General features: G+C 45.4%; 16 protein-coding genes. 1 reads left to right on the top strand and 15 read right to left on the bottom strand.

Annotation, left to right across the window (positions count from 1 at the left end):
- Nucleotides 1-7 precede the first annotated feature (7 nt).
- The 8 genes from tolR to aspS all read right to left on the bottom strand — a co-directional run bounded on the left by tolR (nt 8) and on the right by aspS (nt 6572).
- Complete coding sequence (gene tolR / locus BIZ39_RS00565) at nt 8-427, bottom strand: protein TolR (protein WP_061485248.1); 420 nt, start codon at nt 425-427, stop codon at nt 8-10.
- A 29-nt stretch (nt 428-456) separates the two neighbouring features.
- The gene (tolQ, locus tag BIZ39_RS00560) at nt 457-1146 is read right to left on the bottom strand and encodes a protein TolQ (RefSeq protein WP_014948866.1); all 690 of its coding nucleotides are present in this window, start codon (nt 1144-1146) and stop codon (nt 457-459) included.
- The gene (gene ybgC / locus BIZ39_RS00555) at nt 1136-1534 is read right to left on the bottom strand and encodes a tol-pal system-associated acyl-CoA thioesterase (RefSeq protein ID WP_187446118.1); all 399 of its coding nucleotides are present in this window, start codon (nt 1532-1534) and stop codon (nt 1136-1138) included. The genes tolQ and ybgC overlap by 11 nt, the downstream gene beginning before the upstream one ends.
- 585 nt (nt 1535-2119) lie before the next feature.
- Nucleotides 2120-3124 (bottom strand): Holliday junction branch migration DNA helicase RuvB, encoded by a 1005-nt coding sequence (gene ruvB, locus BIZ39_RS00550; protein ID WP_187446117.1) that lies wholly within the window; start codon nt 3122-3124, stop codon nt 2120-2122.
- Nucleotides 3125-3192: 68 nt separating this feature from the next.
- The gene (ruvA, locus tag BIZ39_RS00545; RefSeq protein WP_014978754.1) at nt 3193-3813 is read right to left on the bottom strand and encodes a Holliday junction branch migration protein RuvA; all 621 of its coding nucleotides are present in this window, start codon (nt 3811-3813) and stop codon (nt 3193-3195) included.
- 36 nt (nt 3814-3849) lie between these two features.
- Nucleotides 3850-4368, bottom strand: a complete 519-nt coding sequence (ruvC, locus tag BIZ39_RS00540; protein WP_187446116.1) for a crossover junction endodeoxyribonuclease RuvC — start codon at nt 4366-4368, stop codon at nt 3850-3852.
- Entirely contained in the window at nt 4368-4808 is a 441-nt protein-coding gene (nudB, locus tag BIZ39_RS00535; RefSeq protein WP_187446115.1) for a dihydroneopterin triphosphate diphosphatase, read from the bottom strand. Before nudB ends, ruvC begins: the two co-directional genes overlap by 1 nt.
- A 3-nt stretch (nt 4809-4811) precedes the next feature.
- Nucleotides 4812-6572 carry an aspartate--tRNA ligase gene (aspS, locus tag BIZ39_RS00530; protein ID WP_187446114.1) on the bottom strand — a complete coding sequence of 587 codons (1761 nt, stop codon included), beginning with the start codon at nt 6570-6572 and terminating at the stop codon, nt 4812-4814.
- Nucleotides 6573-6820: 248 nt separating this feature from the next.
- On the opposite strand from aspS, the gene BIZ39_RS00525 reads away from it, so the two are divergent.
- The gene (locus BIZ39_RS00525; protein WP_187446113.1) at nt 6821-7672 is read left to right on the top strand and encodes a DUF72 domain-containing protein; all 852 of its coding nucleotides are present in this window, start codon (nt 6821-6823) and stop codon (nt 7670-7672) included.
- Nucleotides 7673-7722: 50 nt separating this feature from the next.
- Here BIZ39_RS00525 and BIZ39_RS00520 read toward each other — a convergent pair whose 3' ends face one another.
- The 7 genes from BIZ39_RS00520 to BIZ39_RS00490 all read right to left on the bottom strand — a co-directional run bounded on the left by BIZ39_RS00520 (nt 7723) and on the right by BIZ39_RS00490 (nt 16305).
- Nucleotides 7723-9063 carry a sigma 54-interacting transcriptional regulator gene (locus tag BIZ39_RS00520; RefSeq protein ID WP_014948857.1) on the bottom strand — a complete coding sequence of 447 codons (1341 nt, stop codon included), beginning with the start codon at nt 9061-9063 and terminating at the stop codon, nt 7723-7725.
- Complete coding sequence (locus BIZ39_RS00515; RefSeq protein ID WP_014948856.1) at nt 9060-9644, bottom strand: hypothetical protein; 585 nt, start codon at nt 9642-9644, stop codon at nt 9060-9062. Before BIZ39_RS00515 ends, BIZ39_RS00520 begins: the two co-directional genes overlap by 4 nt.
- A 1-nt stretch (nt 9645) precedes the next feature.
- Nucleotides 9646-11043 carry a sensor histidine kinase gene (locus BIZ39_RS00510; RefSeq protein WP_187446112.1) on the bottom strand — a complete coding sequence of 466 codons (1398 nt, stop codon included), beginning with the start codon at nt 11041-11043 and terminating at the stop codon, nt 9646-9648.
- Between the two features lie 60 nt (nt 11044-11103).
- The gene (locus BIZ39_RS00505) at nt 11104-11385 is read right to left on the bottom strand and encodes a calcium-binding protein (protein WP_223866688.1); all 282 of its coding nucleotides are present in this window, start codon (nt 11383-11385) and stop codon (nt 11104-11106) included.
- A gap of 298 nt (nt 11386-11683) precedes the next feature.
- Nucleotides 11684-13756 (bottom strand): putative bifunctional diguanylate cyclase/phosphodiesterase, encoded by a 2073-nt coding sequence (locus tag BIZ39_RS00500; protein ID WP_187446111.1) that lies wholly within the window; start codon nt 13754-13756, stop codon nt 11684-11686.
- Between the two features lie 181 nt (nt 13757-13937).
- Nucleotides 13938-14378, bottom strand: a complete 441-nt coding sequence (locus tag BIZ39_RS00495; protein ID WP_014948851.1) for a TerB family tellurite resistance protein — start codon at nt 14376-14378, stop codon at nt 13938-13940.
- 250 nt (nt 14379-14628) lie between these two features.
- Nucleotides 14629-16305: a SpoIIE family protein phosphatase gene (locus BIZ39_RS00490; protein WP_187446110.1), complete on the bottom strand. Its 1677-nt coding sequence runs from the start codon at nt 16303-16305 to the stop codon at nt 14629-14631.
- Between the last annotated feature and the right edge of the window lies 1 nt (nt 16306).

Below are 16306 nucleotides of genomic sequence, written 5' to 3'. Positions count from 1 at the left end.
ATCTATATTACTCAACCGGATCCGTCATTAACCCTACTGAAGGTACACCTGCCTGCTGTAATAACACCATTAGCTGTATCACTTCGTTATACGCTACTTGTCCATCGCCTTTTACCACTACGGGCGTATTGGGCTCTTTGGTCAATTGTGCTTTTACAATAGCGCCAAGCTCATCTTCGCTAATTGGCGATTCCTGGTCTTCGCCTACATTAAGGAAGTAGCGACCTTTAACATCCACTGACGCAATAATAGGTGGTGTATCTTCTTGCTCTATCGGGTTGGCACTTGCTTTAGGCAAATCTACCTTTACCCCTTGAGAAATAAGCGGCGCCGTTACCATAAAGATAATAAGCAACACTAACATCACGTCGATGTAGGGCACTACGTTTATCTCTGATACCGGCCTGCGGCGTTTTCTTACATACATAACAAGTCCTCCGTTTGGAATGTAAACGCTTAGGCTTGTTGTTGTGCTTGCGCAGCAACGGCTTGGCGATGAAGGATTGCAGAGAACTCTTCCATGAAGTTGCCGTAGCTATTTTCTAGCTTCTCAACCTGATGGCTGAAACGGTTGTAGGCAATAACCGCAGGAATAGCGGCAAACAGGCCAATAGCAGTCGCTATAAGCGCTTCTGCAATGCCGGGGGCTACCATAGCAAGGGTAGCTTGCTGCACTTCACCTAGTGCGATGAAGGCATTCATGATCCCCCACACAGTACCGAATAGACCGATGTAAGGACTGATTGAGCCCGCCGTGGCTAAAAAGGGTAAACGACTTTCTAATTCTTCGACTTGGCGAGACATAGAAACACGCATGGCACGATATGTACCGTCAACAATGCCGTTGGTGGCGGTGTTAGATTTGCGCAGGCGAACAAACTCTTTGAAGCCTGAGCAAAAGATGCTGCCCATGCCTGTTAGGTTAGTTCTGGCGGAAAGCTCTTGATAAAGACGATTCAGGTCAGCGCCTGACCAGAACTTATCTTCAAACTGACGCATTTCGTTGCGTGCCGCCGACAACGCTTTGCTGCGTTGGAAGATAAACGTCCACGACGCTATCGACACGCTTAGCAACAAAAGCATAACTAGTTGAACAATAAAACTCGCTTGTAAAAACAAGCCAATAAAAGTGAGATCAGATGACACGCGAAATTTCCCCTAACAAAGTACGTGGTAATCTTTTTGGCTTCATAACGGCCAAATCGACGCAGGCAACCTTGATATCTCCCGATACCAACGTAACGCCTTGTTCATTTTTAATAATTTGTTGAAACGTCATACTAGCGCCTTTTAATTCTACAACGCGAGTTTCAATACTCAACAGTTGATTAAACCGTGCAGGCGCATAGTTATGCATTTCAACGTGTTTGACGACGAAAGCGATGGATTGTTCCATCAGTGTGTCTTGTTCAAAACCTAACTCGCGAAGCCACTCTGTACGGGCTCGCTCCATAAACTTTAGGTAATTCGCATAATAGACGATACCGCCTGCGTCGGTATCTTCGTAATACACTCTTACCTGATGAAAATGCATAACTATTCCCTTACCCAAAAATTTAATAATCCAAAGCAGAGTTGAAATAACTAATTATCGCGACAAAATACAGAACAAAAACACTTCACAAGCCCCATAAAATCTAACATTTAATCAAAATCAAACCAATATTAAACACCCAGTTAACACATTAGTTTTTCTAATTCAAAACAACAATTTTACTCAATTGTGGTTTTTTCTGCTCTCTCTATAATGCACAGCATCAGTCGTACAGAGCGTGATGGTGCTTCGCACGGTCATGCAAGAGTTATTCTCCTGTTAGACATGAGTTCCCTGGATTTATTTCCTTCAACACTTGTTGTTTTAGCCCGCTCAATGAGCGGGCTTTTTTTTGCCTGTAATTTAGCATCGGTACAACACAAAATATTGGCGGCCCATGCTTAACCTGCGCTACGCAATAATTCGCTATCCCCTTTCAATGCTCTGAACTGACAGCTCCCCCATACGAGCATTTTCTTGTAGCGTTTGAAACGGCTTCTGTATTTTCTGTATTGCCAAAAAAAGCCCAGCAATCCTGCTAGGCCTTTAAAACGAATCTCAACCTTCTTACAAAGGGACGGTAAATTATTCTGACGGAGCGAAGCCAAAATGAAGATAAGCGCGCTGCGACACAATACGGCCTCGAGGCGTGCGCTGTAAAAAGCCCTGCTGGATAAGGAAGGGTTCAATTACGTCTTCTATGGTCTCTTTCTCTTCACCAATGGCTGCTGCCAAATTGTCTAAGCCTACTGGCCCACCATCAAACTTTTCGATAATAGCAGTAAGCAATTTGCGGTCCATGTAATCGAAACCTTCTTTATCTACGTCAAGCATATCTAAAGCTTTAGCAGCAACGTCAGCGACCACAGTACCGTCAGATTTGATTTCGGCATAGTCCCTAACACGGCGTAACAAACGATTGGCAATACGCGGCGTGCCCCGCGAGCGACGTGCCACTTCTTGCGCGCCTTCCTCGCTCATGTCTAAATTAAGATAGCTGGCGCTTCTTGCCACAATACTGGTGAGGTCTTTTACGTTGTAAAACTCAAGGCGCTGAACAATACCGAAACGGTCGCGTAATGGAGACGTTAGCGAGCCTGCGCGCGTGGTTGCGCCCACAAGAGTGAACGGAGGGAGATCCAGTTTAATAGAACGGGCTGCAGGCCCCTCGCCTATCATAATATCAAGCTGGTAGTCTTCCATGGCAGGATAGAGAATTTCTTCTACTACTGGGCTTAGGCGATGTATTTCATCGATGAACAATACATCGTTGCGCTCAAGGTTGGTAAGCAGTGCAGCCAAGTCCCCAGCTTTCTCAAGCACGGGGCCAGACGTGGTTTTAATATTCACGCCCATTTCGTTCGCCACAATATTTGCAAGCGTGGTTTTACCGAGCCCTGGCGGACCAAATATAAGTAGGTGGTCTAGCGCATCGTCGCGATTACGCGCAGCTTGAATAAAAATCTCCATTTGCTCACATACGTGAGGCTGCCCCGTATAGTCTTCCAGCATTTTAGGGCGAATGGCGCGGTCGATGACCTCATCTTCGGTGCTGGCTTCAGGCGTAATCAGTCTGTCGGCTTCAATCATGATAGTTCTACTTTAAAGGGTGACGTGAAGACAGACAGACCAAGAACCGCTGTCTTCGTTGAGCGCCATTATATGGCCGCTTTTAATGATTCGCGAATAAGGGCTTCACTTTCCATGCCCTCTTTATATACGCTGTCGACTAACTTGCTCGCTTGAGCAGGTTTATAGCCTAGGGCAATAAGCGCACTTTGCGCTTCTTCCCGGGCGTCGTTCACTTCAACAATAGTATTGGTGGATAACAAGTCGCCACTTGGGGGCGGTACAGCAATACTCTGCGCCTTGCCAAATTTTGCTAAGCGGTCTTTAAGCTCTACCACTAAACGCTCTGCGGTTTTCTTACCTATACCTGGCAAGCTGACGAGCGCAGAAACGTCCTCATTTTGTACACTTGCCAAGAACTGGCTTGCCGACATACCAGATAAAATAGCAAGGCCTAACTTCGGGCCTACACCATTGGCTTTGATCAATTCTCTAAAAAGCCCTCTTTCCATCTTATCAGCAAAACCAAACAGCAACTGGGCGTCTTCACGAACCACAAAGTGTGTGTACACCACCACTTCTTCACCCACCGCGGGAAGCTGGTAGAAACTGGTCATAGGCATGTGAATTTCGTAGCCAACGCCGGCTACATCTACAAGAATTTCTGGAGGCTGTTTCTCAGCCAACGTACCGCGAATTCGTCCAATCATGAATTATCTCTGTAAAAGCGTGAGCTTCGAGCAGTATTAGCGCAAACGACCACGAACGGTTTTTCGGGCTTGCCCTGCCATGTTTATCAGGCTCTGTTCGGTGTGTGCATGACACAAGGCAACGGCTAATGCGTCGGCAGCATCAGCCTGGGGGGTGCCGCTTAAGCTAAGCAGGTGTTTTACCATGTGCTGAACTTGCGTTTTATCTGCGCCACCTTTTCCAACTACCGACTGCTTAATTTGCCTTGCGCTGTATTCAGCAATAGGAAGTTGCGCTTGGGTGGCTGCCACAATGGCGGCACCTCTGGCCTGACCAAGCTTCAGCGCTGAATCAGGGTTTTTCGCCATAAATACTTGCTCAATAGCAAACTGGTCGGGTTTATATTGACGAATAATATCGCCAACCCCGGTAAAGATATTAGCAAGACGAGAGGGCAAATCTGCCATTCCAACGCGAATGCATCCGCTTGCGACATACACCAGTTTACCTTGCTTGCGTGCAATTAAACCGTAGCCTGTGATCCGAGAACCTGGATCTATACCCAGTATAACCATTAAGGCGCACTCGGTACAAACAAAGATACCGCTTCTTTATTAGAGGGAGACCATAAACGCGCGAGCGCTTCGTCTTTCGACACCCATTCGTACTGCAAGTGCTCTGTTAAGACAATGGGTAAATCGCTGTTTATTTGAAGGGAAAATACGTGTTCTGTGTTGTGCACAGTACCAGGAGGGTAACGATGTAGCCAGCGGCTACGAATTTCATATTGGTTTTGCTTATCGTGGTCGTTAACCACAAAGCCGTGTGCTTTGGCATCGATGCCAATTTCTTCACACACTTCACGATATGCCGTTTCTAAAGGTAGCTCCCCCTCTTCTAGCGCGCCGGTTACCGACTGCCAAAAGGTGGGGTCGTCTTGTCGTTGCAAAAGCAGCACTCGGTAGTGTTGGTCATACAACACTACCAGTGCAGATTCAGGCTTCTTGTACGCCATAAATTACGATTGCTTTTTCACCGTTGCAATAGCGAGCTCTTCAAGCTGCTGTGGGTTTGCAGGGCTGGGCGCCGATGTTAACGGACATGCCGCTGTGGTCGTTTTAGGGAATGCCATCACATCACGAATAGACGTCGCGCCAGTCATAAGCATTACCAGACGGTCTAGACCAAACGCAAGACCGGCATGCGGCGGCGCACCAAAGCGCAGCGCGTCAAGCAAGAAGCCAAACTTATTCTTCGCTTCTTCATCGTCAATGCCAAGAATGTTGAATACCGTAGACTGCATGTCTTCATTGTGAATACGTACAGAACCACCGCCTAATTCAACACCGTTCAATACCATATCGTAAGCGTCAGATAAGGCTTCTGCTGGGTTAGCTTTAAGTTCTTCTGGCGTTAAACCACGTGGCGCGGTAAACGGGTGGTGAATAGCGTGAAGCTGACCGTCAAACTCTTCGAACATTGGGAAGTCAACAACCCAAAGTGGTTTCCACTCGCCTTCAAGAAGCTCAAAGTCTTCACCAAGCTTAAGACGAAGTGCGCCCATCGCTTCGGTAACCACAGTGTAGCTGTCTGCACCGAACAATAAAATATCGCCACTTTGTGCGCCTGTGCGCTCTAGCATGGCGTTAGTGATGTCTTCCGTTAGGAATTTAAGGATTGGCGACTGTAGACCTTCAAGACCTGCACCAGCATCGTTAACTTTAATCCAAGCTAGACCTTTCGCGCCGTAAATACCTACAAATTTGGTGTAGTCGTCAATTTGCTTACGCGAAAGTGAAGCACCGCCCGGTACGCGAATTGCCGCAACGCGACCTTTAGGGTCGTTTGCCGGGCCGCTGAATACTTTAAAGTCAACGTTAGCAAGCAAGTCTGCAACGTCTGTTAACTCTAGCGGGTTACGTAGGTCTGGCTTGTCGCTACCAAAGCGCGCCATGGCATCTTTATACGTCATGCGCGGGAAGTCACCAAGGTCAACGTTTAGCATTTTGTTGAACAAGTCGCGGATCATACGCTCGGTAATAGACATTACGCCGTCAGCGTCTAAGAACGTAGTCTCAATATCGATTTGGGTAAATTCTGGCTGGCGGTCAGCACGTAAGTCTTCGTCGCGGAAACACTTAACAATTTGATAGTAACGGTCCATGCCCGACATCATCAGAAGCTGTTTGAAAAGCTGTGGCGATTGCGGAAGTGCAAAGAACTCACCTTTGTGTGTGCGGCTTGGCACTAGGTAGTCACGTGCACCTTCTGGCGTTGCCTTAGTAAGAATAGGCGTTTCAATATCAAGGAAACCTTCTTCTTCTAGGAAACGACGTACAGCACCGGTTACTTTTGCACGAAACTGTAAGCGCTGGCTCATTACGGGACGGCGAAGGTCTAGATAACGATAGCGAAGGCGCTGTTCTTCTGAGTTTTCTTGGTTCCAGTCCAATGGAAGCACGTCAGACTTGTTGATCACTTCAAGGCCTGTGCCTAGGATCTCAATCTCACCTGTGCGCATGTCTTTGTTAACTTGACCTTCAGGGCGCGCACGCACTTTACCCGTTAGCTTTACACAGAATTCGCTACGCAACGTGTTAGCAACCGATAGCACGTCTGGTAAATCTGGGTCGAACACCACTTGTACGATACCTTCGCGGTCGCGTAAGTCGATGAAAATTACACCGCCTAAATCGCGGCGCTTATTAACCCACCCGCAAAGGGTAACTTCTTGTCCAATGTATGATGAATCGATATTCCCACAGTAATCTGTGCGCATGGTCCTTGACCCCTGATGTTTTTCTCTTGCTTCGCATGCAGTGAATTGGCGTTCAAAACCGCTCATTTTTGGGCTTAAGACTTTGCCGAAAATCGCGTAAACTTGCTGGCCAATTAGCTGGCCCGCCCACAACATGCATAATGTAATGATTTAAAGGCCGCATAGTATAAACAAATGCTTGATAAAGCCCAATGACAAATATGCACAAATCAGCCATATCACAAGGAAATCTCTATATTGGATTGCCAATGTGGCAACACAGCCATTGGCCAAGCACCTGGTTTGCTAATTATCCCAAGTCTGATAATGGATTGTCGCTGTATGCCAAGGAGTGTAATACGGTTGAAGGGAATACCACATTTTACTCTCTTCCCCACCAAGACGCTGTAGCGAGATGGTGCGATTCAGTACCCAGTCACTTCAGATTTACTTTCAAGTTTCACCAGAACATTACTCATGTACATCAATTACAGCATTGTGATGAAGAGGTTGCCCAACAGCTTGCTTTATTAAGCCCGTTGAAAGAAAAGCTAGGAGTTATGATGCTGCAACTGCCCGCTTCTTTTGGGCCAGAAAAGCTATCCATTTTGGATACCTTTTTAGCGGCGTTACCTCAAGAATTAAACATAGCGGTTGAAGTGCGACACTTGGCGTTTTTTGCAAAGGGTGATGAGGAAAAGGCGCTTAATCAACTTTTGATCCGCCACGGAGCGAACAGAATCATTATGGACACCCGAGCACTGTTTACTGGGTCTTTAGACGCAGGGGGAAACAATAGACGAGCGATGCTAGAGGAAGTACGAGAGAAAAAGCCCCGTGTTCCGGTAAACGTTATCGCTACAGGACATACTCCCGTTGTCCGCTTTGTAAGCAATGATATAGATGATGACAACCAACGCTGTTTATTGCCTTGGGTGAAAAAAGTGAAGATTTGGCAAAGTGAAGGAAAAAACGTGTACTTTTTTTGTCACCGCCCCGACAACAAAGATGCTCCCTGGTTAGCGCAGCAGTTTATCGATTTGTATAACAACACTACTCCATCACTCGTGCTAAATAACCTGTCTATTAAAACTCAACCAGAGCAGAATTCACTGTTTTAACGCATCACTAAAAAGTGATGCGTTTAATAACTCTCTCAGCTCGACTATGGCTATCTGAAATCAGCTGCGTCTAATTCATGCTTTTTCATTAGCTTGTGCATATCAGTTCTATTTCTACCAGCAAGCTCTGCCGCGCGCGTTACGTTGCCGTCGGTCATTTTAAGAAGCTTGTGCAAATATTGCTGTTCAAACGCGTCTCTAGCCTCTGTAAGCGTTGGCCAGCTTTGTTTGGTAGCAGACAAGGCCTGCTCTACTAAGTGAAGTGGAATCACAGGCGTTTGCGTTAACGCAACACACTGCTCGACCACATTCACAAGCTGACGTACGTTACCTGGCCAAGATGAGGTTACCAGCTGTTGCATAGCGTCATCAGAAAATTGGCTTACATTCACACCGTGACGCTGTGCGCTTTGCTGCAGCAGCGAGCGAGCCAAAAGTGGAATATCTTCACTTCGCGATTTCAGCGACGGAAGTTTTAGGTTCACCACGTTTAGGCGGTAATATAAATCTTCGCGGAAGGTGCCTTCTTCCATTTCTTTGTGCAAGTCTTTGTGCGTTGCAGAAATGATACGCACATCGATATCTACGTGCTTGCTGCTACCTACTGGACGAATTTGGCGCTCTTGTAATGCACGCAGCAGTTTTACCTGCAAGGTCATCGGCATATCGCCAATCTCATCCAAGAACAAGGTACCGCCGTCGGCTTCTCTAAACAGACCTGGGTGAGCTGCTACGGCGCCGGTAAACGCGCCCTTTGCATGACCAAACAATTCAGATTCGAGTAAGTTTTCAGGTAGCGCGCCACAGTTAATGGCTACAAATGGTTTATCGCTGCGGTTACTGGCTTTATGAATAGCATTAGCAAGTAGCTCTTTGCCTGTACCGCTCGCGCCACTGATAAGCACAGATACTTCGCGCTGGGCAATGCGGAACGCCTGGTCTAATACATTTAGCATTTCTGGAGAACGGGTAATGATGTCCTTTGCCCAATCCCCAGGCTGTGCAGCTTGAGACTGGCTAAGTGCTTTTTGCAGCAGCGCGCGTAATTCGTCGTGATCGACAGGTTTAGGCAAAAACCCAAATACACCACGCTGAGTGGCTGCTACCGCATCAGCAATGGTGCCGTGAGCCGTCATCAGAATTACAGGAATATCTTTTCTAATTCCCATAATTTCTTCAAACAAACTCAGACCATCTAAGCCCGGCATACGCAAGTCACTCAATACTACATCGTAGTTGTCGTTTTGAAGCTTTCTTAACGCTGATTGACCGTCTTCCACTGCGGTCACCTCATAACCTTCGCCTTCCAGACGAATGGTTAATAAGCGCAATAAGCTCTTATCGTCATCTACCAACAATAAGTTAGGGTTACTACTCGCCTTTTCGCTCACTGTTGTGTACTCCTGTTTTTATCCATCAGTGTTGCTTCAATCTGCAACAATTCTTCTAGTTTTTTGCGCAGGTTAACTGCTTCAATTTCAAGTGCTTTTACTTTCTCGCCACGAGAAGTATTTTCTTGCTCCAACACCACCATGGCAGATTCAAGCTGCATAATCTGATTGTTGTGCGACGCAGCAATAACAGTCACTACTTCTTGCGCAGTGGGTGTAAATGTTCCAGCAATATCATTTAAGGCAAGCTGCGCGCGCAACCTGTCTTGATAAGGTGTATCTGTTGGTAGTGTTAAAACGTAGGCGTGAAGTGTGTCAGATGCTGTATCACCTAACGCTTTTAATGCTTGCTTACGCTCTAACCAAGGTTGGTTAGCCGCATCAATCCACGCGTTAAGCCAATACGTTGCATCGCAATTGTGCTCGAACCCCTGTGGAGGCTCAACAAATAAACAAAGGCCACGTTCTATTTTAGCTACAGGCGTCACCTTTTCTGGCTCACCTGCGTTGTCGTTGTTCCTGGTTAAACTCTGACATCCTGTCAGCACCAGTAAGGCGACAATTAAACCACTTATTCTCATTTTATTTTTCCTGTTGCCCAATGGTCACTCTAAAGCAAACATCGGCATAGTCTACATCTACAACACGCACATCACCATGCATCAGTCGAGCGCAATCGGCAACAATTGATAACCCTAAACCCGTCCCAATGACATTGTCGTTTCTCGGCTCGGTTCCTCGGATAAAAGGTTCAAATAAAGTATGTACTGACTCTGGAGCAATACGCTTACCGCGATTGGCAACATCCAGTACAAGATTATCGTTTTCGTTATAAAGGCTAATATTTATCGGTCTTCCAACTGCGCCATGCGCGACTGCATTGGACACCAAGTTATCAAGTATTCTTCTAAACAGCTCCTCGTCTATACGCACCTCGGACGCGGTTATCTTTACTTCCACTTCTCTATCCTGAATAGCAAGCGCGTAATCTTCTAAACAAGCAGAAACTAACTTGCCAACGTCACTTTGTACCATTTTCGGCTGAGCTTGTTGCAACAGCAGGTTGTAGTCGAGCAACTTTTCCACCAGCGTGTTGAGTCTTTGCGTACTAGCAGTAAGTAGCGAAAGTACTTCGCGTTGACCGTTATTCAACTCGCCCACCACGTTTTCAGACAACAAGCTGCAGCCTTCTTTAATGCTGGCAAGCGGAGTTTTGAGCTCGTGAGCAGCGTGTCGCAGCAAGGCGGTTCTAATATGCTCCAACTGCTGAAGTCGATCATAAAGCCAATGTAAGTCTTTCTCTACATCAATCAGTTCTTTTGGCGCTTGTCTTGAAAGGGGTGGAAGCTGACCATCGCTGTGGGCCATGATCCTTATAATCTTTTTTAAGTTGTTAACGGGGTTCACAATAAGCTGACTCCCCATCAATATTAGCAATAACGAAACGCTTACAAGCATAGCCGTAGACCAAGCTTGTTTTGCTTGCATGGCATTTAAATCATCTTGCTGGACTTTGACACGTTCATTAATAGCGGCTTCTACATCGTCGCGAAGCTGGTCGACGCTATCGCCCACTGACGCAAGGTAAGCATTAAGTAAAAGCTGGTCTTCAATCGCTCGATATTCGGCTAATTGATTTAGCTGTTCTGAAAGTCGTGTGCAGGTAGCTGGTACAGAGAGAGCCTGACATAGATTGTCAGCGGCCACTGCAAATTGATCGATGGCGTTATCAGAAAGAGATGCCACCCTATCATTTCTCAACACTGCAAATTGGCGAATGCTGCGCTCCACGTCAACGACTGCGTTATCGAGTCTTTGCATGTCGCTAACAACATCAACCACAAACCGTGTTTCAAGTGTTGTCATTTGACCCACTTTGGCTAAGTCGCTTTGACTTTGCCAAAGTAAGGCTATAAGAGGGATAAGGGCCAGTACAAAACTACCTAGCGTCAACTGCCTTAATGAACCAAGTTGTACCAAGCGCTCACCAAACGAAACCTTGTTTATCAGAACCTTACCCTCTTAAATATATTATTTTATCTACTCACTTGCTGTGAGCTTTTCATTGCCTGGCGTCAACTTACTTTTTGCCAATTCGGCTTCGGAAAGTTTGCCATCTTCGTTGTCATCAATCAGCCCAAAGTTACGCAGTAGACCTGTGTGTCGAACCGCTTCTTTAAGTGATATCAGACCATCTTTATCTGTGTCTAATTCCTGCATCAACGAGCGCGCTGGACTTGCGTACGCGTCCGCTACTGAAATGGCTTGTACTGCAGCAACAGCACAAAGTGCTAAGAAAACTTTTTCGAGACGTTTCATCATGAATCCTCCGCTAAGCGCTTTTAAAATCCTTCTCAATCCGCTTTGATACCAGCCCTGTGTTATCAGGTTATTCTGCTATTAAAGCTCATGGATACTACCACTAGTCTTCAATTAACCACTATCATAATTGCAATCAAACTGCTTATGCGATTTTCAGACCAAAAAGAAAAAGCAAATTAAAAACAGCAACATATATAAATAAATGTACTATTAAGCACTTAGCATACAGGTTAAATGTTGCAAAAAAGAAACACCACTTTGAAACACTGTATGTCAAAGTGGTTTTATCGATACCTTGCTATACAGAGAAACTACTATCGCTGTAATGGGAGGGAGAACAAGTGAGCTCCGATAAGGGGATGGGCTTGCTAAACATAAATCCTTGCACATTGTCACATCCATGCTCTCTAAGGTAATTCCACTGTTCAAGGTTTTCTATGCCCTCAGCACATACCGAGAGTGATAGTCTTTTCGCCAAATCAATAATTGCCCCAGTCACAAGACGGCTTCGCTCTGAAGTTTGAATTTCCATTACAAACTGTCGGTCAACTTTTAGCGTGTCGATATTGATTTGCGTCAGGTAACTTAACGAGGAATAACCCGTGCCAAAATCATCTAGAGCTATGGCGCACCCCATATTTCCGATGCGTCTGAAGAACTTGTTTGAAAGAGTAAAGTTTTCTAGATACGCACTTTCTGTCACTTCAAATTCAATGTTTTCTGGGTTGATGTCATAGAGCTTGAAAGTATTGTAGATGTAGTCAAACAGCTGCGAGCTTCGCAAATCATGTCCAGATAAATTGATTGAGGCTCTAAACGGAGACGTGGCCCATTGTTTTAAATCTGGCATATCAATACAAACGCGCTTAATTACCCAACGGGTAATTGCAGTGATCTTACCGCCCTGCTCAGCAATGGGGATAAACTCGTTCGGCATGACCAAGCCAAATTCAGGATGTTGCCAACGAATAAGCGCTTCTACGCCTATTACATTCCCTTCGTTGTTAACTTTAACCTGGTAATAAACAACAAACTCATCGTTGCTGATTCCCTGCTCAATACCGTTAGCTAAGTGGAGTTTACGCTTATGCGACTCAACCATATCAGGTGTAAACAGTGTGTAGCTGCCCCGCCCTCGCGCTTTTGAACGATACATTGCAAGGTCTGCATTGCTCATCAGCTCGCTTAGGTCGTAGCCCGCATCGGAAGCCGTAGCGATTCCAACGCTTAAACCTACCGTTAGTGATAAGCCACGCAGTTCAAAAGGCTCATCAAATGCGGTAATAAGTCGCGTTGCCAAGCTTTGCGCTTGGTCGGTAGTCACATCTCTATCGGGCAGTACTAAGAACTCATCCCCTCCCAGTCGCGCGAATAAATCGCCGTCGCGCAGCAAACACTGAACTCTGTCAGCAACCTCTATGAGAATGAGATCCCCGGTTTCATGTCCTAAAGAATCATTGATGCCCTTAAACCCATCTAAATCAAAAAACAGGAGCAGTAAGTCTTCATCATTTCTTTTGGCTCTGGCTAGCTCAAGTCTTAAGTTATCGAGAACAAACTGTCGATTGGGAAGACCGGTTAAACTATCGAAGTTTGCCAGACGAGACATGGTTTCTTGTTGATCAACCAATGTTTGCTTTTGCTCAAAGTTGATAAGTAACTCAACTTCAATGGTATCCAATAAACTATTAATGTTATTCGATAACTGTCCAATTTCATTAGATGTATTAAGTGAACTGCGCAGCGCATAGTCTTTTGACTCAAATACTTCTTGAGTAAAATGCCTCAGCGACCCAATAGGAGAAATCAAACGGTATAAAATAAAGACACAAGTGCCAGTGCAAAGCAGCCAAACTGCGATAACGATAGGCACTTGCTTAATGAGCTGGCGGGCTGAACTTGCCGCCATGGTGTCTTCAATGTCCACATAAAGAACAACATGTCCAAGTGGGTATAGGCTACTGCCTACAATTTGATGGGCAGTGATAACATTGTCGTAATGCGTAACACCAAATGGAATTTCTGCAGGATCAAGAGGAACAGATTGATTGGAAAGCTGGCTTAAGGAATCAGGTTGAATGGTGGAAATGACTTGATAGTCGTTGTCATATAGCGTGGCGGAAATAAGATTATCGTGTTCTTTTATCGGTTGAAAAAGAGAGGAAAATAATGCGTTATCACCGGGACTACGCTCCATGAAAACCGATAACTGCAGCGACAAAGCGTTACTTAACGTCGCGATATTGTCTTTAACCACATCCACCACAGAAGCGTTGTGTTCTAATTTATTAACAATTACCACAGAGAGCGCCAGCACCGACATCGTCAATGCAATGACAAGCCCAATTGGGATTTTCAACGTTCTAAACACTCAACTACCCTTACTTCAGTACTGCAAGCTGTTGTAAGCAAGTGATGCCATAGGCTCTGAAACAGCACTGTCACCGCTAAGCTTTTATTATTATTTGTTCACAATAGTAAGGTACAGGTCGCTAAATTTGAATCCATTTTTTTAGCTAATACAAAAAAGACTAACTGAGTGATGATGAACGCTATGTTCTTTCAACTACTTCAAGTTTAGTTTTAATGTATTGGCTATGGGGAACGTACAATAAATCAGCTATTTGACGAATAGTACTCTCTTCAAGAGGCGCTAAAGATTCATCCGCGTATGCAATAGCCCAGAGGCTCTTTATCACATCTCTTTTCTCATCAGCGCTGCAGTGTTTATTTAGTACTTGAGTAAAACGCACTAAGTCAATTGAATCGTCAGCCGTCTCTTGCCCTCTTTCAAGCAACAACGACATCGCTTCCTCATCTATGTTTACATGCTTTCTGAGCTGTTTCTCGTATTCACTTCTCTCGCTATCCGTTACCTCATTATCAGCGTTAACAATTTCACTAAGCAATGCAGCAGTCGCCAATTCAACGGTATACGTTGGCTCTGTGCGCTTATGCGTGTCTTCGAAAAGTTTAAGAAATGATTTCAGCATGGGGTCCTACTTCTTGTGTCACCGCAGAATCGCCTGCGGTTAACGAAATTTGAGTATCGATAAAACTTTTACTCGGTAAAAGCTAAATTCGATTAATTGCTGGATTAGATGGACAGATTTACAGCGATGACCAAGTAAGCAAGTCTACGTAAACTGTACTCAGCGACTAGCGCTGCAAAGTGAGAGTTTAAAGCCCTCAGAAAAACATGAATATGAACATTTTGCCCGTAAAGATATTTTCTAAAGGCGCCTAAATTTTAGTATCAAGTAAGCAAATCACTTTACTCCCGCCGTTTTCGAACCACACTCGTTCGCACAGCGCGTGAAGCAAAGGGAGACCACGTCCAAAGCATTCGTCATGAACGGAATGACGCCAGCCTATCGTACTCGCCTTATTCCACTTAAAGCCTTCACCACTATCTTCAACCGCTATCAGCACCTTACCTTCAAGGGGTAAAGACTCTATCCGAATATTAATTCGCCCGTGACTAAGCGCTTTTAGCGAAGCCTCGCGGTTTTCGTAATATTGATGGAACCCTGTACTATCAGCTTTGAGTTTTGAGTCGAGTTTCAAGATCCCATGCTCTAACGCATTATTAAACAGTTCCGACAACACAGTATAAATTATCGAACGCACCGCTTGGATGCCCTCACATTGCCCCGCAAGCTGTAGCACGCGTTGAAGAATATCAGGCTGTTTCAAATGTTGTGCGTCAAGCGCAACTTCATGCACCGATGGCAATCCAAAATCCATCTTTGGTGATACGGGCGTTTTAATGGGTTGAGAGGTAAACACGACTAGCGTGACATCATCATGAAATGATGAGGCTGCGCAATGCTCTTTCGCCTTAAGAAAAAGTGAATTGGATTCTATTTTCCCATGCGTCTGCATTTGCTCTTTTACTATTCTTACTAAGCCCTCCTCAAGAAGCATTTCTCCCGCTTGATTAGTACTCTCAATTAGCCCGTCGCTACAAATTACAAGCTGTTCATTGCATCCTAGTTGAATGGTATCGCAATCGGTGTTGAGTTCATGCTCATCCAGGATCCCTAATGCCATGTGACGTGAGGGAATGCAGCGCAGTGCTAAATCAGTTTTCGCAGGAACAATGACAGCCGGCATTCCACCCTGCCATAAGTTTATTCTATTGCCCCCCGCGTTAATTTCGCCCACCACTGCGGCCATAAACATGTCACTTGGTAGAAACTTAATTAAAATTTGATTTAACTCTGAAATAATCTCAGAAATAGATACCCCTTGCTGGCTGAGTTCCTGAAAGGCTCGGGTTACAGGCAACGCACCAATTGCTGACGCCAAACCATGGCCTGTAAAATCTCCCACAACAAAATAAATACCACCACTAGGGCTTGATTCGCATAGAAAGAGATCGCCATTAAAGGTTTCAGCTGGCTTTAGGAAGCAGTCGAAATGCGCCATTACCTCGGGCCGATTGACAATAGCGTGGCTAAAAATATGTTCCACAATGGCGTGCTCTCTCGCCACTCTTTGATTGAATAATCGAAGTGCTTTATTTTGCTGTTCTATGTGTTCACTCAAAGCACGTATTTTTAAGTGGGCTCGAATTTTGGCAATTAGAATGTGTCGGTCAAAGGGCTTTGTGGCAAAGTCGTTCCCGCCAACTTCCAGACACCTCACTAAGCTTTCTTTATCTTCTAAAGCGGTGATAAAAAGAATAGGTAGATACGGCCCTTTCGCAAGCTTGCGTATTTTGGGTGCAACGTCAAAACCACTGAGCCCAGGCATCACAACATCCAACAAAACCAAGTCGGGTTTTTCGTGCGTAAATTTTTTGATAGCTTCAACACCATCCACTGCTTCGATACACTCTTCATACCCTGCGTTATAAAGCATGTTAGTAAGCAATGTACGGTTGATAGCCTCGTCGTCAACAATGAGGATCTTCACG

Source organism: Alteromonas sp. BZK5 (genome assembly GCF_014349115.1).
In the GTDB taxonomy this organism is placed as follows: domain Bacteria; phylum Pseudomonadota; class Gammaproteobacteria; order Enterobacterales; family Alteromonadaceae; genus Alteromonas; species Alteromonas macleodii.
Note: the sequence above shows the minus strand (reverse complement) of the source record. Positions and strands in the feature narration are given on the sequence as shown.